The sequence below is a fragment of the Bacillus sp. SB49 genome (assembly GCF_000469135.2).
Classification (GTDB): domain Bacteria; phylum Bacillota; class Bacilli; order Bacillales; family Halobacillaceae; genus Halobacillus.
This window is the reverse complement of the sequence record NZ_CP048117.1, coordinates 2377046-2396516: the sequence shown is the minus strand read 5'-3', so window position 1 is coordinate 2396516 and position 19471 is coordinate 2377046. Positions and strand designations below refer to the sequence as shown.

Annotated in this window: 25 protein-coding genes and 1 other annotated feature; of the genes, 24 read left to right on the top strand and 1 reads right to left on the bottom strand. The window is 47.5% G+C overall.

Going from position 1 to position 19471, the window contains the following annotated elements:
- The 22 genes from M662_RS12625 (at position 1) to yajC (ending at position 16886) form a co-directional block, all read left to right on the top strand.
- On the top strand, positions 1-771 hold the full coding sequence (locus tag M662_RS12625) for a M23 family metallopeptidase (RefSeq protein WP_008637935.1): 771 nt from the start codon (positions 1-3) through the stop codon (positions 769-771).
- On the top strand, positions 758-1615 hold the full coding sequence (locus tag M662_RS12620) for a M50 family metallopeptidase (protein ID WP_008637936.1): 858 nt from the start codon (positions 758-760) through the stop codon (positions 1613-1615). The genes M662_RS12625 and M662_RS12620 overlap by 14 nt, the downstream gene beginning before the upstream one ends.
- Positions 1616-1632: 17 nt before the next feature.
- Positions 1633-3063 (top strand): ribonuclease E/G, encoded by a 1431-nt coding sequence (locus M662_RS12615; RefSeq protein WP_162129295.1) that lies wholly within the window; start codon positions 1633-1635, stop codon positions 3061-3063.
- Between the two features lie 36 nt (positions 3064-3099).
- Positions 3100-3171: a sequence feature (ribosomal protein L21 leader region), on the top strand.
- A 13-nt stretch (positions 3172-3184) separates the two neighbouring features.
- Positions 3185-3493, top strand: a complete 309-nt coding sequence (rplU, locus tag M662_RS12610; RefSeq protein ID WP_008637938.1) for a 50S ribosomal protein L21 — start codon at positions 3185-3187, stop codon at positions 3491-3493.
- Positions 3494-3504: 11 nt separating this feature from the next.
- The gene (locus M662_RS12605; RefSeq protein WP_008637939.1) at positions 3505-3834 is read left to right on the top strand and encodes a ribosomal-processing cysteine protease Prp; all 330 of its coding nucleotides are present in this window, start codon (positions 3505-3507) and stop codon (positions 3832-3834) included.
- Positions 3835-3848: 14 nt separating this feature from the next.
- Complete coding sequence (gene rpmA, locus M662_RS12600) at positions 3849-4139, top strand: 50S ribosomal protein L27 (RefSeq protein WP_026577166.1); 291 nt, start codon at positions 3849-3851, stop codon at positions 4137-4139.
- A gap of 154 nt (positions 4140-4293) precedes the next feature.
- Positions 4294-4809, top strand: a complete 516-nt coding sequence (locus M662_RS12595) for a Spo0B domain-containing protein (RefSeq protein WP_008637945.1) — start codon at positions 4294-4296, stop codon at positions 4807-4809.
- Between the two features lie 13 nt (positions 4810-4822).
- Positions 4823-6106 (top strand): GTPase ObgE, encoded by a 1284-nt coding sequence (gene obgE / locus M662_RS12590; RefSeq protein ID WP_008637947.1) that lies wholly within the window; start codon positions 4823-4825, stop codon positions 6104-6106.
- A gap of 14 nt (positions 6107-6120) precedes the next feature.
- Complete coding sequence (locus M662_RS12585; RefSeq protein ID WP_008637949.1) at positions 6121-6570, top strand: ACT domain-containing protein; 450 nt, start codon at positions 6121-6123, stop codon at positions 6568-6570.
- A 15-nt stretch (positions 6571-6585) separates the two neighbouring features.
- Positions 6586-7461: a prephenate dehydratase gene (pheA, locus tag M662_RS12580; RefSeq protein WP_008637956.1), complete on the top strand. Its 876-nt coding sequence runs from the start codon at positions 6586-6588 to the stop codon at positions 7459-7461.
- 172 nt (positions 7462-7633) lie between these two features.
- Complete coding sequence (gene safA, locus M662_RS19700) at positions 7634-8533, top strand: SafA/ExsA family spore coat assembly protein (RefSeq protein WP_026577167.1); 900 nt, start codon at positions 7634-7636, stop codon at positions 8531-8533.
- Positions 8523-9482 carry an aminoglycoside phosphotransferase family protein gene (locus M662_RS12570; protein ID WP_008637960.1) on the top strand — a complete coding sequence of 320 codons (960 nt, stop codon included), beginning with the start codon at positions 8523-8525 and terminating at the stop codon, positions 9480-9482. Before safA ends, M662_RS12570 begins: the two co-directional genes overlap by 11 nt.
- Positions 9483-9517: 35 nt before the next feature.
- Complete coding sequence (gene nadE / locus M662_RS12565) at positions 9518-10255, top strand: NAD(+) synthase (protein WP_008637962.1); 738 nt, start codon at positions 9518-9520, stop codon at positions 10253-10255.
- A 70-nt stretch (positions 10256-10325) separates the two neighbouring features.
- Positions 10326-10880: a YhcN/YlaJ family sporulation lipoprotein gene (locus tag M662_RS12560; protein WP_008637964.1), complete on the top strand. Its 555-nt coding sequence runs from the start codon at positions 10326-10328 to the stop codon at positions 10878-10880.
- Between the two features lie 78 nt (positions 10881-10958).
- Complete coding sequence (locus M662_RS12555) at positions 10959-11711, top strand: YebC/PmpR family DNA-binding transcriptional regulator (protein ID WP_026577168.1); 753 nt, start codon at positions 10959-10961, stop codon at positions 11709-11711.
- A gap of 78 nt (positions 11712-11789) precedes the next feature.
- The gene (locus tag M662_RS12550) at positions 11790-12359 is read left to right on the top strand and encodes a BofC C-terminal domain-containing protein (protein ID WP_026577169.1); all 570 of its coding nucleotides are present in this window, start codon (positions 11790-11792) and stop codon (positions 12357-12359) included.
- Between the two features lie 199 nt (positions 12360-12558).
- Positions 12559-13176 carry a Holliday junction branch migration protein RuvA gene (gene ruvA / locus M662_RS12545; protein ID WP_008637967.1) on the top strand — a complete coding sequence of 206 codons (618 nt, stop codon included), beginning with the start codon at positions 12559-12561 and terminating at the stop codon, positions 13174-13176.
- A 25-nt stretch (positions 13177-13201) separates the two neighbouring features.
- On the top strand, positions 13202-14191 hold the full coding sequence (ruvB, locus tag M662_RS12540; RefSeq protein ID WP_442858835.1) for a Holliday junction branch migration DNA helicase RuvB: 990 nt from the start codon (positions 13202-13204) through the stop codon (positions 14189-14191).
- A complete protein-coding gene (locus tag M662_RS12535) occupies positions 14188-14385 on the top strand; it encodes a DUF2905 domain-containing protein (RefSeq protein WP_008637970.1) in 198 nt (65 codons plus the stop codon). Before ruvB ends, M662_RS12535 begins: the two co-directional genes overlap by 4 nt.
- A gap of 31 nt (positions 14386-14416) precedes the next feature.
- Positions 14417-15442 (top strand): tRNA preQ1(34) S-adenosylmethionine ribosyltransferase-isomerase QueA, encoded by a 1026-nt coding sequence (queA, locus tag M662_RS12530; protein WP_008637972.1) that lies wholly within the window; start codon positions 14417-14419, stop codon positions 15440-15442.
- A gap of 34 nt (positions 15443-15476) precedes the next feature.
- Positions 15477-16613: a tRNA guanosine(34) transglycosylase Tgt gene (gene tgt, locus M662_RS12525; protein WP_008637974.1), complete on the top strand. Its 1137-nt coding sequence runs from the start codon at positions 15477-15479 to the stop codon at positions 16611-16613.
- Between the two features lie 15 nt (positions 16614-16628).
- Positions 16629-16886 carry a preprotein translocase subunit YajC gene (gene yajC, locus M662_RS12520; protein ID WP_008637976.1) on the top strand — a complete coding sequence of 86 codons (258 nt, stop codon included), beginning with the start codon at positions 16629-16631 and terminating at the stop codon, positions 16884-16886.
- Positions 16887-16939: 53 nt separating this feature from the next.
- Here the strand turns inward: yajC and M662_RS12515 are convergent, their stop codons facing one another.
- Entirely contained in the window at positions 16940-17320 is a 381-nt protein-coding gene (locus M662_RS12515) for a TIGR04086 family membrane protein (RefSeq protein WP_008637977.1), read from the bottom strand.
- 127 nt (positions 17321-17447) lie between these two features.
- Here M662_RS12515 and M662_RS12510 point away from each other — a divergent pair, with 127 nt between their 5' ends.
- Both M662_RS12510 and M662_RS12505 read left to right on the top strand, forming a co-directional pair.
- On the top strand, positions 17448-18737 hold the full coding sequence (locus M662_RS12510; protein WP_026577170.1) for an ArsB/NhaD family transporter: 1290 nt from the start codon (positions 17448-17450) through the stop codon (positions 18735-18737).
- Between the two features lie 58 nt (positions 18738-18795).
- A complete protein-coding gene (locus M662_RS12505) occupies positions 18796-19452 on the top strand; it encodes a DUF421 domain-containing protein (RefSeq protein WP_008637979.1) in 657 nt (218 codons plus the stop codon).
- Positions 19453-19471 lie beyond the last annotated feature (19 nt).

Sequence of the window (19471 nt, the reverse complement as noted above, 5' to 3'; positions counted from 1 at the left end):
GTGAAAAGAGACATTCGTGATATACGAAGGGACATAGCGGGAAGAAAGAAAAAGAAACTGTACAGCAGCGGGTCTGTGCCACCGAAAAAGTGGGTGGCCCCGCCTGGAGATGAAGAGGTGCATGGATATCCACCACTTGTAACAAGCAGTACGTATGGAAGGGAAGAACCCTCTGGGTCGAAGGGGACAAGCCGGCTCGGTCTGCAAATGCTGTTCGCCGTTCTGTTATTCGGTGTTGTCGCTCTTGGTAAGAACACGGAATTACCAGTGTTAAGCGGCCCCGGAGAATGGGCTGTCAGTCAGATGCAGGAAGAGTTCCCATTTGCAAGCGTCAGTGCGTGGTATAGTGAGCGTTTCGGTGATCCGCTGCAGGTTATTCAGCCTGTGGAGGATGGTGGGAAAGAACCACTGGCTATGCCTGTAAGCGGGACGGTAACCACGTCTTTTCAAAATGATGGAAAGGGGATTATTATGAGGACAGAGAATGATTCCCAGGTGAAAGCGGTTCGTGCGGGTACGGTCATTTTTGCAGGGAAAGACGAGGATACAGGAAATACAGTGACCTTGCAGCATGAGGATGGTACGAAAACAACATACGGCTATTTATCAAGCATTGACGTTCATCTCTATGAAAATGTTAAGGCGCAGAAAGGTTTGGGGTCAGTCGAGGCAGATGCGGGAGAATCAGCAGCTGAATTCTTTTTTGCGGTGGAGAAAGACGATCAGTTCCTCGATCCGGCTGAGGTGATCCAAGTGAATGAAGGGTCTTAATTTGAAAGACACGATCCACGTGCACCCCCTGTTTTTTCTCCTGGCTGGATCGGCACTTTTGACCGGTGCGATTTATGAATTTGTCGTTCTTTTCACCATTGTGTTTATTCATGAACTCGGACACTTCACCGCCGCCCGCCGCTGTGGCTGGAGGGTGACGAAAATGGAGATTTGGCTTTTCGGCGGAGCTGTAGTAAGTGAAGAACATAATACGAGGCCTTTTCGCGAGCAGATGCTCGTGATACTGTCTGGTCCTATACAGCATGTATGGATCGCGGGACTCTTATTTGGTCTGGGAAATTTGGTCGGCCCTCATCCGCTTCTGGAAAAAGCTCTCCTGTATAACGGAGTGATCCTGCTTTTTAATCTTCTTCCTGTCTGGCCGCTGGACGGGGGGAAAATCTGCTTCTATGCAGCAACCCAGGTTTGGTCGTTCCGGCAAAGCCTTGCCTTTACGATTCTACTCTCCTGTACGGTTTTGATTCTGGCCTTTCTTTGGCTGTTTATGGAAGGGCGCTGGACTCTCTCTGCCATTCTGCTTGCCTCTTTTCTCATTGTTGAGAACGGCTTGGAGTGGAAACGCCGCTCCTACACCCAGATGCGGTATTTGTTGTACTGCGCATCTCAAAACAGAACGTACTTGAAGACAACATACAGGAAGGCGGATTCTGATACGCTTGTACGGGATGTGTTGAAGAATGTCCGGGCTAACCGTCGCTACAAATACGTCTTGAAACAGCCATCCCAATTATATATAGTAGATGAACAAGAGTGTTTCCGGGTCTTTTTTGACGAAAAGAAAACCGACCTGCGATTGGGGGACGTTCGCAAAATTGCATTATGAAAAGGGATGGAACAATCATGAGAAAGCTCGTGCTACATACAGAAACGACGGAAAAGTCCGCCGTTGTCATAGAAAACGGCGTTATTCAGGAATATGTCCTGGACCGGCCCGGAGCGGAAGCGCTCGCGGGTTCTTTATATGCAGCTAAAGTTAGAAAGGTTGATCAAGGGTTACAGGCCGCCTTTCTTGATATCGGCGAAGAAAAGAGTGGATTTCTAAGAAGGGAATCCATTCCGAGGTCTGGAGAGAACATTCAATCGGTTCTTAGGGAAGGGGAATCCCTGATTGTCCAAGTGATAAAAGAGCCCCTTGGCGAGAAAGGGCCGCAGGTAACAGCGGATGTAACCATCCCGGGCCTGAACCTCATTTATCAGCCTTTCGGTGGAAAAGTGGTGTTCTCACGCAAACTGAAAGAGGAAGATCGGGCAAGGCTGGAAGGCCCTGTCCTTCATCAAATAGAAGATGGAGAAGGGGTGATTGTCCGTACTGGAGCGGCCGAGGCGGCAGTGAATGACGTTTGTGAGGAGCTTTGTCACCTGCGCAGGAAATGGGAGTCCGTTTTAAATGGGAAGACGGACAAATCGGGAAAACTGTTTCAGGAAAGTCTGATTCCGGATCAACTGCTGCGAAAATTCCCCGTCACTTCTATCAAGGAGATCGTCTTCGACAGCGGAACGCCTGCCAAAGAGGCAAGGGAACGGTATCCATCTTTATCTCCTCTCATCCGCTGGAGCAGAAATTTATCCGAAGAGCTGCCTGTTTCGTTGGATCTTCTGCAGCAGCAAATGCTATCAGATAAGGTGGAAATCGGAAACGGGACCCGTCTTAATATTAATCAGACGGAAGCAATGGTGATTATTGATGTAAACAGCTCTACATTCAAAGGTCGCGCTTTCTCCAATTCCCAGGCGCTTCAGGTCAATCTTGAAGCGGTCCCGGAAATTCAACGGCAGATCCGTCTCCGTAATCTGTCCGGGATCATCATCGTCGACTTCCTTTCTATGAAAGATCAGAAATCCAACGCACGACTGATCGCGGAAATGAAAAAGGCGCTTCGGTACGACCCGGTCCATACAACGGTGCTCGGGTTGACGAAGCTCGGACTCTTGGAAATGACAAGGAAGAGAGAAGGTGCGAGACTGCCGGACCTTCTTGCTGAACAGCAATCACCATCGTTCACGATGGAGACTGCCGTCTATCGTCTGGAGCGGGAGCTAATCGATTCCAAGGGAGACGGCACGGAGGCGAAGCTCCTTGTAGTGAATCCTCTTTTCCATAATGAAAAAAAACGATTGCTTTCCGGGGCGATTTCTAGTAAAATTCCACAGGAGCTGTTTGTTAGGGAGGATTCCCAAATTCTTCACTATCAAATAGAGCTTGAAGGGTCTTTAAACATGATCCGGGATGCTGTTCAGCGCCGCGGATATCATGTTGACAACTTGTTTTGATCTGTGGTAACATTGTTTTGTTATTCAAGTAGCACTTCGATGCTACAACCGCGCAGAACAGGTTTTAAACCGATTTCCGGTACCTGAATGGCGAGTCTGAGTAAATCGAGGAGGTGCAAGTATGTACGCAATTATTGAAACTGGTGGCAAGCAAGTGAAAGTGGAGAAAGGCCAGGAGATCTTCGTTGAGAAAATGGACGTAGAAGCTGGTGAATCTGTTACTTTTGACAAAGTTCTTTTCGTAGGCGGAGATGACACGAAAGTGGGAGCTCCTTACGTTGACGGTGCTTCTGTAACGGCTAAAGTTGAAAAACAAGGTCGTCAAAAGAAAATCACTGTATTCAAATACAAGCCGAAGAAGAACTACAAGCGCAAACAAGGTCATCGTCAGCCATACACGAAACTTATCGTTGAAGACATCAACGCGTAAGGATCGTCCTGATGATACATGTATCGATGTTTCGCTCGCACGGCTCGATTACCGGATTTGAAGTATCCGGTCATGCAGAGAGTGGTCCTTATGGCCATGATCTCGTATGTGCAGCTGTTTCTGCTGTTACCTTTGGTGCAGTGAATGCAGTCATCAGTCTGTGTGAATTCGAACCTGCTGTCGAACAAGGCGGAGAAGGTGGATACTTAAAGATCACCCTTCCCGGGAATATGGATGAATCCGTTCATTCTAAAGCCCAAACGCTTTTGGAAGGCATGTTGGTTTCATTGGAAACCATTGAAAATGAGTACGCTCAATATATTAAAATATCCCATCGATAAGGAGGTGAAGACTCATGCTACGTCTTGATTTGCAGTTTTTCGCCCAGAAGAAGGGTGTAGGTAGTACAAAGAACGGCCGTGATTCCGAGTCTAAACGTCTTGGAGCTAAACGTGCAGACGGACAAACTGTAACAGGTGGTTCTATCCTTTACCGTCAACGCGGTACGAAGATCTACCCTGGTGCAAACGTCGGCCGCGGTGGTGACGACACGTTGTTCGCGAAAGTGGACGGTGTTGTTAAATTCGAACGTTACGGACGTGACCGTAAGAAAGTCAGCGTCTATCCTGTACAACAGGAAGCGTAACTGAATACGATCCTGCAGCACAAAAGCCGCGCTTTGCTTTTCGCATAAGCGCGGCTTTTTCTATATTGTTTGCCATGCGCTTCGAGGGCTGTTTAGGTTTCCTTGGATTTTTGCTATACTTTTTATTATTATGGGTGAACGAGGAGCTGACAGGATGGGAGAACAGGATATCATTACCGTGTTGAGGCATAAGCGTCATGACTGGATGAATCAAATTCAATTGATCCATGGGTATGCGTCTCTCGGAAAGCAGGACAAACTTATGGAACAGATTGAAGAAGTGAAGGAAGAGGCGGAAGAGGAGCGGAAGTTGTTAAATAGTCATGCAGGAGCATTCTCCATCTGGCTGTTGACGTTCAATTGGACGCACGATTCCTATCGAGTGAAATTCTCCTTTGTGGACGATGTTGATTTATCCCGTCATGATCAGAGGTTGACCGCTTATGGGATACGGATGATACAGCTCATGGACGAGCATACAGTACCGGGTGAGTTGTATGAAGGGGTGCTTACGATTTATGTGGGCGGCCAGAATGCTTTAGGATTGAGTTGGGAATGGGAAGGACCTTTCATTAACGGGGACGATTTAAAGCAGAAGCTGAATCATGAAGGGTTCATCGTAACATTATTTGATAACAAAGAACTTTCTATCGAAATGACGATAGAATGAAGAGGTGAATAGAATGTTTGTCGATCAGGTCAAAGTATTCGTTAAAGGTGGCGACGGAGGGAACGGTCTCGTCGCATACAGACGTGAAAAGTACGTTCCAATGGGCGGTCCTGCCGGCGGTGACGGCGGAAACGGTGGAGATGTCGTATTTGAAGTGGATGAAGGACTCAATACATTAATGGACTTCCGGTATCAGCACCATTTCAAGGCGACCCGCGGACAAAACGGTATGAACCAGAAACAGCACGGCAAGAATGCGGAGCCGCTCGTCGTGAGTGTGCCTCCTGGAACAACGGTTAAAGTAGCAGAAACAGGCAAGGTGATCGCCGATTTAACGGAACATAAGCAGCGCTCAGTCATCGCTAAAGGAGGCCGGGGAGGGCGTGGGAATGCCCGATTCGCTACGGCACGCAACCCTGCACCGGAAATCGCTGAAAATGGAGAGCAGGGCCAGGAATTAGATGTCATCGTTGAGCTGAAGCTTCTTGCTGACGTCGGTCTTGTCGGGTTCCCAAGTGTCGGGAAATCCACCTTCCTTTCCGTAGTGACGGCAGCAAAACCGAAAATTGCCGATTATCACTTTACGACGCTGTCTCCAAACTTAGGTGTCGTGGAGAGTCAGGATCATCGTAGTTTCGTTCTTGCCGATCTTCCTGGTCTGATTGAAGGGGCGCACGAGGGAGTAGGTCTTGGCCATCAGTTCCTTCGTCATGTCGAACGGACTCGTCTGCTTCTGCATGTCATTGACATGTCCGGCGTGGAAGGACGGGACCCATATGACGATTATGTGACGATTAACAATGAATTGTCGTCGTACGATAAACGATTGGAAAACCGCCCGCAAATCATCGTGGCAAACAAGATGGATATGCCGGAATCTGCGGAGAACCTAGAGGCTTTTAAAGAGCAGCTGGGTGATACGGAAGCAGACATTTATTCCATATCTACGGTAACGAGAGAAGGGTTAGAGGAGCTTCTTTATGCAGTCGCCGACAAATTAGATCAGATTCCTAAGCAGGAAGAAGAGATTGAAGAAGTCGACGAGCGTGTGATCTATAAGTACGAGAAAGAAGAAGCAGCGTTCAAAGTCCGTCGTGATGATGACGGAGCATACGTATTGTATGGCGATAAAATTGAATCCCTGTTCCGCAGGACCGACTTCTCGCGTGATCAGTCGATCAACCGATTCGCGCGCCAAATGCGGAGCATGGGGGTAGATGAAGAATTGCGTAAACGTGGTGCGGAGAACGGAGATACTGTCCGTCTGCTTGACTACGAATTTGAATTCGTCGATTAAGGGAGGCAGATCCGATGGCGGATTATAATGAGAAGTTTTATTTAGTCCGTAGTGACATCCTCCCGGAAGCGATGAAGAAAACGATTGATGCGAAAGCCCTGCTGGAGCGGGGGAAAGTGGAATCGATTTTCGATGCCGTCCAGAAGGTGGGACTTTCCAGAAGCGCTTTTTACAAATATAGAGATGCCGTGTTCCCTTTTCAGGCAATGGTCAAAGAACAGATGATCACGTTGTTCTTCCATTTAGAAGACAGGAAAGGGACACTTTCTGATCTGCTGATGATCGTAGCGAGGTCAGGTTGTAACGTTTTGACGATCCATCAGACGATTCCGTTACAGGGGAAAGCAAACGTCACGTTGTCCCTGAATACGTCAGGAATGACAGGATCAATTGAGAAATTACTGCAGCAACTGCATAAGCTGGACTTTGTGGATCGTGTAGAGATTCTCAGTTCGGGAGCATAATTTGGAGGGGAAATCATGTCGGAACAACGGATCGGATACTTAGGACCTAAAGGAACATTTACGAAAATGGCCGTGGACGCTATGTTTGATGGAGGGACGTATGTAAGTTTTGAAACCATTCCCTCCTGTCTGGATGCCGTTGAAAAGGGAGAGATAGCGACAGCAGTCGTACCGTTGGAAAATGCTATTGAGGGATCGGTGCATTTGACGATCGATTACCTGGTCCACCAAGTGGATCAATCGATTATTGCAGAGCTTACGGTGCCGATCAAACAACACCTGCTTGTCCATCCCGATCATCACGGGCAGGAAATTGAAAAAGTGTATTCACACAGTCATGCCATTGCCCAGTGTCACCAATATCTGCACAGTCATTATCCGGATGCGCAATTGGAATCGACAACTTCCACGGGCAGAGCGGCTGAAATGGTTTCTGAAATCGGTCCCGGGGTTGCAGCGATTGCCAATCATCTGGCAGCTGAACAGAATGGTCTGCGGATGCTGGCTTCGGATATCCATGATTATGATAATAACCATACCCGTTTTGCCGTCGTCCAGAAGACGCCGCATACGCTGAAAGTGAAGGACCATCCGGTGTCAAGCCATAAGACGACAGTGATGGTAACACTGCCGAAAGATTATGTAGGGGCGCTCCATCAGGTGCTTGCTGCCTTTGCTTGGAGGAAGATGAACTTATCCAAGATCGAATCCCGTCCGATGAAGACCGGGCTCGGCAACTATTTCTTCCTGATAGATGTGGATCAGCCTTACGATCAGGTGCTGTTTCCAGGTGTGCAGGCAGAGTTGGAAGCGTTAGGCTGTCAGCTTCGCGTTCTTGGGACCTATCCGACCTATCAGTTGGACATTCCTACTCCGGTACAAAAAGCATAAAAAAACACAAACCCCCGGAATCCTATAAACATAGGGTTCCGGGGGTTTGTTTATATTTTTTTCGAATTTATTGTAGGCTTTTTCATCAATCTTTCGGGTTGTCTTGCATAGAGTGTTATTGAGCTATTATTGTCTTATCGTTTTTTAGATTGACAGGAAGGGAGTTGCAGATGTGAGAATTCACATTGTACAAAAAGGAGATACACTCTGGAACATTGCCAAGAAATATGGGGTTAACTTTGAAGAGTTGAAATCCGTAAATACCCAGCTATCCAATCCTGATATGATCATGCCGGGTATGAAGATCAAAGTCCCTCAAGGTACGAAGCAGGTGAAAAAGGAAGCACCCAAGCAGCAAATGGCTCCAGCGCCTGCACCGAAGAAGGAAATGCCGATGCCTTCTCCTCCGCCGGCAATGAAGGAAGATGAGAAAAAACCGGTCAAGGGTGTCATGGAAAAACCGATGATGCCGATGCAGCCAATTAACATGAATATGCCGATCACCATGCCGAGCATCGATCAGCAGATGCAAAATTATTATACGACCTTCCACCTGCCGCAGATGCCCGCGCCGCAGCCGAAAGAGGAAGAGTCTCCGGAAGAAGTGAAGGCTCCGGAAGTGAAAGGGGAACAGTTCGTACCGGCACCTATGCCGCAGCAGCCGTATTGCCCTCCACAGGGTCCCCAACTCGTTCATACCGACTTCTATTGCTGTCCTCCGCATCCGGTCATGATGCCGATGCACATGCCGATGCAGCAGCCAATGCCGATGCAGCAGCCGATGCCGATGCACATGCCAATGCAGCAGCCGATGTGGGAAGAAGAGTCCAATAACATGATGAGTCCCGGCACACAGTCCGGTGGCTGTGGCTGTGGGGGCGGCCAGACACTGCCGCAAGGACAGATGGGCTATGGCGCACCGATGCCGTACCATCACGGGGGCTGGCAGCAGGGTTATCCTGGTTGGGGTCAACAAGGACCATATATGCCGCAGGGACAGCAGGGCTGGGGGCAGCCGATGTGGCCGGGTTATCAGCAACCTTGGCGGGAAGATGATTTAGATGAGAGCTGACAAGAGGAAGGGCGATTCATATACGGATCGCCTTTTTCATTGGCTCCAGGCAGAGGAAGGTTTGCCGATCACTTTCGAGCGGCATATTAAACCAAAAGTGTACCAGGTCAACTACAAGGATCAATCGTTCATCTTGAAAGGGTATCGCAGGCCCCGTGTCATTGACCAGCAGCTGGAATTTTTTAAGCATTGGAATTACGCTTACAGAATAGCAGCGCGTCCGGTGCCGTTTCCCGATAGAAAAGAAACGAAAGGAAGGCTTGGATGTGAGTGGGCGCTTTTTGAACATGTGAACGGACACCACGCAGATTTCAACAAGCACCATGACCGTAAGCAGGCAGTACGCATCCTTCACCATTTCCACCGAACTACGAAAGGGATCGGGGTGCTTTCGGTTCCCAAAGACCCGCTTTACGTCAAATGGGAGCGGCGTCTGGAACAATTTGAAGAGACGAGAGACACCTTCCTTGATTTAGGAAAGAAACATATGTATGAAGAAATTCGTTCTTCCATGCTGCAGCGCCTGGAGGATTTTTCTGAACATCCATGGGGGGAAATCGAAGAACGGGCGTGGAATCATCATGAATGGCTGCATGGAGATGTCGCCCACCATAATTTCATGGTGACAAAGGATAAGCAGATCAAATTGATCGATTTCGATCTTCTTCATACCGGCCCCCATTTATACGACCACATTCAATTAGCCCAACGCTTTCTCCCCTGTTTAGAAAAAGACCGTACAGCATTGATTTCTTACTTCCCGCATGTGAAGGAGAAGGAAATCTGGTGGAAAGGGGTCCTCGTTCCTGCTGACCTGCTGCGCGAATGGCTTTATGGGTACAGAAGCGGTGTGAGGGAAGGATCGACGATGCAGCGGCCGATGCGGAAGCTGGAAAAAGCCTGGGAAAGTAGAAAGATGTTTGTCCGATATGCAGAACATATGCTATGATTGTATATCATATGTGTGAAAGGATGAACAATCCGGTGGAACAAAAAGTAAATCAAATCGTAGCATGGTTGCAGGAACAAGTAGAAAAAGCAAATGTAGAAGGTTTGCTTGTCGGGGTAAGTGGAGGAATCGACTCTGCAGTTGTTGCCAACCTAATCAAGAAAGCCTTTCCTGAACGCTCTTTAGGCGTAATTATGCCTTGTAAGAGCCAATCGGACGATCAAACGCATGCCCAGAGCGTAATTGATGCATGCGACCTGTCTTCCATCGTCGTAGACTTGACCGAAACGCATAAGGTCATGTTCTCCACCATTAAAGAACAGCTGGAGAGCGCGGGGCAGTGGAATGAAGAGCAATCCCAGCTCGCAGATGCCAACCTTCGTGCCCGTTTGAGAATGAGTACGCTTTACACAGTTGCTACAAATCACAAATACCTTGTCGTAGGAACAGACAATGCTGCCGAATGGTACACAGGTTACTTCACTAAGTTCGGGGACGGCGGGGTAGACCTCGTTCCACTTGTGAACTTGACAAAAGGAGAAGTCCGGGAAATGGCAGAATACCTTGGAGTTCCGAAAGAAGTCATCCATAAACAGCCGAGTGCCGGCCTTTGGGAAGGACAGACAGACGAAAATGAAATGGGAACCAGCTATGAGATGATCGATCGTCACTTGAAGGGGGAAGAAATCCCTGAGAAAGACCGTCAAATCATTGAAGCTTTACACAAACGTTCCGCTCATAAGCGTCAGCTGCCGCCTGCACCCCCTCAATAAGCTTGGCGAATATTGTCAGATTAAAACATTCTTCTTGGACCCATAGTAAGGGAAAAAGGAGAATGTTTTTATGTGGAAATTATTCATCGTCTTCATCCTCATACCGGGGGTGCTCGCAGCCTGCCAGACAGGAAAGGAAGAAACGGTTCCCGAACCGAAAGAGTCCATTTATGAACCGATGGAATATCAAGCAGACGAAGGAACCGAGCGAAGAGGAAAGATCCCTACAGGGAAAGACAGCTACTTCAAGCGGACGGCAGACGAAGAGTTCCGGCAGTCCAAATATCAAGAAACAAATCGTTCCCACGATAACGACTTCAATAACGAAGATGCGATGCGTGTCGTCGAAAAGGTCAATGAGCTGGATGAAGTGACCATGGCCCAGGCGTTTTCAACCGATGACCGTATGTACGTCGCTGTCATGATTAACCCTTATGACCGGAGAAATCAATCGATACCGGACAAAATTGAAGAGAAAGTAGCAGAGGTTTCAGATAAGAAAGTCACGATATATACGAACAACAATAACTGGGATCACATGAAAGATTTAAATTCCAGATTAAAAGCGTCTGACATGCCGGATAAGTGGAAAAACCGCTTCCAAAGTTTCTTTAATCAGAACTAATTCGGCAGACTTTCAAGCATTTTGGGGATTATGATATATTTATAAAGGAAAAGATTTGCATGGGAGAGGAGAATGTCCATGGCTGGTCATTCAAAATGGAGTAACATTAAGCATCGCAAAGGGGCGCAGGACGCAAAACGCGGCAAACTGTTCATGAAACTGGCCCGGGAAATATTTATGGCTGCCAAGCAGGGAGGCGGAGATCCGGAGACGAACCCGCCTCTACGCTTAGCTATGGATAAAGCACGTGCCAACAACATGCCCAAAGATAACGTTGATCGTGCCATCAAGAAAGCTACAGGGGACCTGGACGGCGTCCATTATGAAGAATATACGTATGAAGGCTACGGCCCTGGTGGTGTGGCGGTTATGGTGAAAGTATTGACAGATAATAAGAATCGCACGGCGGCGGATGTACGACATGCGTTCAACAAAAATGATGGGAACCTCGGTGAAAATGGATGTGTTTCCTTTATGTTTCAACGTTCTGGTTATTTAGTGATTGATCGTTCTTTGACAGATGCAGATGAAGAAGACATGATGTTGGAAGCGATCGAAGCCGGAGCGGAAGAAATGGAAACATATGAAGACCGGTTTGAAATATATACTGCGCCGGAGTCGTTCTCAACTGTCAAAGATGCCCTTAAGGACAGCGGATACCAATTTCTTACCAATGAAGTGACGATGATACCGGAAACATACACAGACCTTGATGAATCAGGAGTAGAGAAAATGCTCAAACTGATTGATATGCTCGAGGATAATGATGATGTCCAGGAAGTTTATCATAACCTGGATGCAGATGAATCTGTTCTGGCGAAATTGTCCTGACCCTTTTCTATCATAATAACTTTCATTCCCGGACACACTAGGAATGGAAGTTATTTTAGTTTATGGGGGGAACCGAGTATGAAACGCTTGTGGTGGGCTATCGGCATCAGTCTCCTTCTTGTTGGCTGGCAGGGGATGGAAAACAGTAACGACCGACCTTTGAAGGCAGAAGACCATCCTTTCCAACGAAACATTGACGGGAAGGTGTCAGAAAGCAGCACAGAAGAGACGCGTGTGCAGGCGGAACCTCTGACACTTATAGTCGTGTTGAAGAAGCATTACAGGGATGGAGTCACAGAAACGACTCAGGAAGAAGAAACAATCTGGTCCATGCCGGATTTTTGGGCGGAATACGCTGGTTGGACAGTAGAAGAGCAGGAAGTCGGGAAAATCGTGTTTCAACGACAAGTGGAAGATATCTCCCCATTGACGAAGAGCCAAGGATATTTCGGTTTAAATAAGGATGGGGAGCTTGCGGTCTTTCAAGGGCTTCCGGATCATGGGGAAGTGATAGAATCATTCAAGCCCGTACCTGTGAAGCCGCTGGAATCCAAGTATAAAAATAAATTGAAGACGGGGATAAAAATAAAAGATTTCCGCCATTTTGAACAAGTGGTGCAGAGGGTGACGGAGGAAGAGCATGCCTGATCCATGCATAAGAAATTATAGAAAAAACGAATGCCGACCCTTTGTTAATTAAGGAAGCATTCGTTTTTTTGTGAAAAGTTGTCTCCTCTTTTTTTTCGGAGAAAAGGATCCGTGTTGCAAGGCTTGAAGGATGGGCGAACATGTGCTTCTATGTTACAATAACAGTATTAGTTATTAAAGGTTGGAGAGGATTAGTTACATGATCAGTTATGTCAGAGGAATCGTTACGACGCTTGATGAAGGGTCGATGACTATAGAAACGAACGGGATAGGGTATGAGATTTTATGTGCCAACCCCTTTCATTTTCAAGATGAAATGAATCAGGAAGTGAAAGTACATACGTATCATTACATCAGGGAAGATAACCAATCGCTGTTCGGTTTCCGCAAGAAAGAGGATAAACAGTTGTTTGCCCAGCTGCTGAACGTGTCAGGAATTGGACCGAAGGGCGCACTCGCCATTCTGGGGACGGTAAGTGTGCCGGAATTCGTATCCGCGATTGAGCAGGAAGATGAGAAGTACTTGACTAAGTTTCCCGGTGTCGGGAAGAAGACAGCCCGCCAAATGATTCTTGATCTTAAAGGCAAACTTATCGTCTGGCTTCCGGATGAAGAGAACGAAAATACGCTGTTCTACAAAGAAGATTTGACCTCCGTAGAACGCAGAGAACGTCTGGATGATGCTATTGAGGCACTCAAGGCGCTCGGTTATACAGAGAAAGAAGTGAAGTTTGTTCGTAAAGAACTGGAGAAGACGAAGCAGGGGAGTGTGGACGATTATGTCCGCCAGGGTCTGCAGCTATTGATGAAAGCTTGAAGGAGGATGACTGGTGGAAGATCGTATGATATCTGGAGAACAGCAGGAGGTAGATCAGGATATAGAGCTGAGTCTCCGTCCTGAAACGCTTAGGCAGTATATCGGCCAGGACCAGGTGAAGGGTAATTTGAAAATATTCATTGAGGCAGCGCGAATGAGAAACGAACCGCTGGACCATGCTCTTTTGTACGGGCCGCCGGGATTGGGGAAAACGACGCTCGCTTCTATCATAGCCAATGAAATGGGTGTTCAATTCCGTACAACTGCTGGTCCTGCCATTGAAAGGGCTGGAGATTTGGCAGCTATCTTATCTTCGCTGGAACCCGGGGATGTTTTATTTATTGATGAGATTCACCGACTCCCGAGATCGGTGGAAGAAGTACTGTATCCTGCCATGGAGGACTTTTGCCTCGATATCGTCGTTGGTACAGGTCCGAGCGCCCGTTCTGTCCGTCTTGACCTCCCGCCTTTCACGCTTGTAGGAGCAACGACTCGGGCCGGGCTGCTTTCCGCACCGCTGAGAGATCGTTTCGGGGTCCACAGCCGCTTGGAATATTATGATACCCAGGCGTTATGCTCCATTGTGGAAAGGACGGCTGAAATTTTCCACGTGGACATCGATAAAGAAGCGGCATCTGAAGTGGCACGGCGTTCTCGTGGAACACCGCGTATCGCCAACCGGCTCTTGAAGCGGGTGCGTGATATTGCGCAAGTGAAGGGAGAATCCGTCATTTCCAAGCAAACGACGAAAGAAGCTCTTCGAATGCTGCAAGTGGATGCGGAAGGACTGGATTTCATCGATCATAAGCTTTTGGAAGGAATTATGGACGGTTTTCAAGGAGGTCCGGTCGGGCTGGATACAATCGCTGCTACGATCGGGGAAGAACCACAGACGATCGAAGACGTGTACGAACCTTATCTCCTTCAAATCGGTTATATCCAACGTACGCCGAGGGGCCGGGTTGTGACACCGAAAGCTTATGCTCACTTCAACAGGGAGGTGCCCGGCTCTTGACTGGGTTCGGTAAAATCTTTATTGTTATAGGGATTGTGTTTATCGTCATCGGTCTACTGTGGAGTATCTTTGGCAAGCTTCCAGGAGACATCAGCTTCAGGAAAGGAAACATGACCTTCTATTTTCCTATTGTGACCTCGATTGTCGTGAGTATCGTCCTTTCCTTCCTTTTCTATTTGATAAACAAATGGTGAATTAAAAACATAGCAAGAATAGGGGATTAGCATGGATATTAAGCAATATGATTTTGAACTGCCGGAAGAACTGATTGCCCAAGTGCCTTTGGAGGATCGTTCTTCGTCCCGTTTGATGGTTTGCAACCGCGAGGACCAATCTATTGAACATACGCGCTTTTCCAAAATTACCGACCATCTTAACGAAGGAGACTGCCTTGTATTGAACAATACACGTGTGCTTCCTGCGCGGTTGTATGGGGCCAGGGAGGACACAGGCGGCAAGGTGGAAGTTCTTCTTCTTCATCAGACAGAGGCGGATGAATGGGAAGTGCTTGTGAAGCCTGCCAAGAAAATCAAGCTGGGGACACGAATCGTCTTCGGCGACGGTCAGCTCGCCGCGGAATGTACGGAGATACAGGAGCATGGCGGTCGTAAAGTCAAGTTTCATTATGAAGGGATCTTCCTTGAGGTTTTGGAATCGTTGGGGGAAATGCCTCTGCCTCCTTATATCAAGGAACAGTTATCCGACCGTGAACGTTACCAAACCGTCTATGCGAAAGAAGAAGGATCTGCGGCCGCACCGACGGCAGGCCTCCATTTCACAGAGGAGCTGTTGACAGAGCTTCAGGAAAAAGGAGTCGAGATTGCTTATCTGACTCTTCATGTAGGACTAGGCACATTCCGCCCGGTCAGTGTTGATAATATAGAAGAACACGATATGCATGCAGAATTTTATCGTTTAAATGAAGAAACAGCTGCGCATCTTCGTAATGTAAGAGCGAAGGGAGGCCGTATCATTTCTGTCGGTACGACCTCGACACGAACACTTGAAACGATAGTTAGAGACCACGGGGACTTCAAAGCAGCAAGTGGATGGACGGATATCTTCATTTACCCGCCACAGAAGTTGCAGGCGATCGACGGGTTAATAACGAATTTTCACCTGCCTAAATCGACATTGATTATGCTCGTCAGTGCATTTGCCGGTACGGAGTTCGTTATGGAAGCCTATCATAAAGCCGTCGAAGAGCGCTATCGTTTCTTCAGCTTCGGAGACGCGATGTTCCTTACATGATTTTGTATCTTAAGAGTAAGAAAGGGAAGAAAACATGGCAATCACTTATGAATTAATAAAAACTTGTAAACAGACTGGGGCGCGGCTTGGGAAAGTACACACGCCTCACGGTTCTTTTGAAACTCCGATGTTTATGCCGGTAGGGACGCTTGCTACCGTTAAAACGATGAGTCCGGAAGAACTGGAAAGAATGGGCGCACAAATCATCCTTTCCAATACGTATCATCTGTGGCTCCGCCCGGGGGAGGATATCGTCGAAGAAGCAGGCGGCCTCCACAAATTTATGAACTGGGACGGCTCTATCCTGACAGATTCCGGCGGGTTCCAGGTATTCAGCCTGAGTGACTTAAGAAGAATTGAAGAAGAGGGCGTCCATTTCCGCAATCATATCAGCGGAGAAAAACTTTTCCTTTCTCCAGAGAAAGCCATGCGTATTCAGAACTCACTGGGAGCGGATATTATGATGGCCTTCGACGAATGCCCTCCTTATCCCGCAGAACATGAGTATATGAAAAAGTCCGTCGAACGGACAAGCCGCTGGGCGGAACGCTGTTTGGAGGCACATAAGCGACCTAACGACCAAGGGCTGTTCGGAATCATCCAAGGTGGAGAGTACGAAGACCTGCGCCGGCAGAGTGCGATGGATCTAACGTCTATGGACTTCCCGGGGTACGCTGTAGGAGGTTTGTCTGTTGGGGAACCGAAGGACGTCATGAACCGCGTACTTGAATTTACGACTCCTCTGCTTCCTTCCGAGAAGCCCCGCTATTTAATGGGAGTCGGCTCCCCCGACTCGCTCATTGACGGTTCCATCCGTGGAATCGACATGTTCGACTGTGTCCTTCCAACAAGGATTGCGAGGAACGGTACATTGATGACATCGGAAGGCCGATTGGTCGTGAGAAATGCTAAATATGCGCGCGATTTCCGACCAATTGATGAGAATTGCGATTGCCATACGTGCCGGAATTACAGCCGTGCATACATCCGTCACCTGGTTAAAGCGAATGAAACATTCGGATTCAGACTTACGACTTATCATAACCTTTATTTTCTGTTAAACTTAATGGGGCAAGTGCGTGAAGCCATTCGAGAAGATCGACTCGGTGACTTTAGAGAAGAATTCTTTGAAATGTATGGTTTCAACAAACCAAACGCAAAGAACTTTTAGAAAGGGGGGAAATAAATGGAGACATTAGTAGGATTATTGCCGATTATTCTAATGTTTGTCATTTTCTATTTCCTATTGATCCGACCGCAGCAAAAGAAACAGAAACAAGTGCAGCAGATGCAGTCGGACTTACAAAAGGGTGATAGAATCATAACAATTGGAGGACTACACGGTACGATTCATGCTATAGATGAAGGTACGCTGGTTGTCACTGTTCAAGATGGTACACAGCTTAAGTTTGATCGTTCTTCTGTTCGTGAAAAACTCAGCTGATGAGACAAAAAATCCCGTTACACACCGTGTAGCGGGATTTTTTATGCATTCTTTCACCTGGCCGCTTTTCTCGGCAGGTTTACTCCGATCATGCCTCCCAGCCATGCAGCCAGGACAAGGCCGCCGAAATAACTAAGCTGTGGCAGGGAGATTAACGTGTTTTCAAAGATGATTTGAAACAGTATCATGGCACTAACAAATATTACTCCCGTCATCCCGCCTGACAGCCATCCTTTTTGTTCGCCTTTATAAGCGGCAAGCATTCCACCCACGGCGAGGATCGTTAAACCTGTCACCAGAGCAATCTGGTTCAACGTGCCGTATTCCATGGATGTAAAGCGAAGGAGCAGAGCCAGTACACCAGCCGCTGTAATCATCAAAAGGAAGATAGAACCGACACCATACCCAAGTACTCCCTGTAGTAATTTCTTCATCCCATCCCTCCTCTCTATAACGCCTGTCTTTTCTATCTATATGCATGTTTTATACAGGGATAGAAGTAGATATTTCCCCTTCCATATGAATAGGTATAAGTAAAAGTCCACGTAAAGGGGAAGGTCTATGACAACTGTACTTGCATTGCTTATATTCGTGGCTAGTTATGTATTGATCATGACGGAGAAATTGAACCGTGCTCTTGTGGCCATTGCCGGAGGGGTTTTGCTGCTGATGGCAAATGTGTATGAGTGGGAACAGGCTTTCGGATTCATTGATTGGGAGACAGTTGCTCTGTTGTTTTCGATGATGGTCCTTGTTTCCATCACGAAAAAAACTGGAATTTTTACGTACATGGCTATTCGGCTTGCACAGGTGGTCCGTGGCCGTCCTGTCCCGCTGTTATTCATGACGGCTCTGTTCACAGCTGTCGGGTCCGCTTTTCTGGATAATGTTACGACGGTACTTTTATTTGTTCCGGTATTATTGTCATTAGTGGACCGTTTAAAGCTGCCGGCTTTTCCATATTTAATTACGACCATCTTCAGCTCCAATATCGGGGGGACGGCAACCTTGATCGGAGATCCGCCGAATATCATGATCGGACAAGCGGTCGATCATTTCAGCTTCGTATCGTTTCTGTATCATCTGGGTCCAGTAGTATTGATCATATTCACCGTGGTCATCTCCGGCATACTTCTCCTCTTCCGGAAAGGGCTTGTTTATAATAAAGCGCTGGCAGAAGAATTGATGCAGATGGATGCAAAGGAACACTTGACGATTTCCCGGTTGCTTATCCAATCCATCTCCGTGATGGTTCTTACCATTGCGGGTTTTATGCTTCATCCATTCATTCATATGGATATAACAACCATTGCTGTTTCCGGTGCCCTGCTTCTCCTCTTCCTGTCTGAAAAAGAAGTCGAGGTGGAGCATGTCTTTCAAGAGGTGGAATGGGTGACTTTATTTTTCTTCATTGGACTTTTTATGCTTGTCGGAGGTCTTGAGACGGTAGGAATTATCGATGAACTGGCAAGAGGGATGGTATGGATATCCGGTGGAGACATGCCGATCACGGCGACCGTCATGTTGTGGAGTGCCGGACTGCTCTCCGGCGTTGTCGATAATATTCCTTTTGTCGCTGCCATGATCCCTGTCGTTCAGGAGCTGCAGGGATACGGGATGATGGATGTTGACCCTGTTTGGTGGTCCCTGGCGCTTGGAGCCTGCCTCGGAGGTAATGGGACCTTGGTGGGTGCTTCTGCCAATGTAGTGGTGGCAGGGCTTGCTGCCAGTCATAATCAACCGATTCCTTTTCTGAAGTTTTCTTTTTACGGGGTGCCGGTATTGTTCTTGTCGCTTATCATCTCATCCATTTATATATGGGTGCGATATTTGCTTCCATTTCTCTCATAAATTCGGGGAAATAGGTGATGTTAAGTAGAGGAGAACCTACAAGAAAGGGCGTGGATCGATGGATTTCGTCGTCGTTTCCGTTATAGGTCGAACACTGCTCACCTATTTCCTTATTCTGCTTGTCTTCCGTTTCATGGGTAAACGGGAGATTGGAGAGTTGAGTATCATGGACCTCGTCGTCTATATCATGCTTGCGGAAATCGCTGTCTTTTTAATCGAAAAGCCGGATTCCGGATTATGGCACGCCCTCGTTCCAATGGGAGTGCTGCTGTTAATTCAACTGGCAAGTGCCTGGCTTTCTTTGAAAAACCAACGCTTCCGAAACTGGTTCGATGGGAAACCCTCCATCATCATTAAGCATGGGCACGTGGATGAACATGAAATGAGGCGGCAACGTTATAATTTCAATGATTTACTACTGCAGTTAAGAGAACATGGTATTCAGCAGGTGCAGGATGTTTCCTATGCTATTTTGGAACCGTCCGGAAAACTTTCCGTCTTTGAAAAGAAGAAAGATGGTACTTCCGATTACGCTGTTGTTCTCATTGCTGACGGCTTGATACAGTATAGTGGACTGAGGACGGTCCGCAAGAATAAGAGCTGGCTTTTGAACGAGGTTAAGAAGAACGGTTTTTCATCCGTCGAGGAAGTATCCTTATGTACGATCAACGATCAGGGGGAGCTTTTATTTGACAGCAACGATGCCTTTCAATAGGAATTTGTTTATAAAAAAA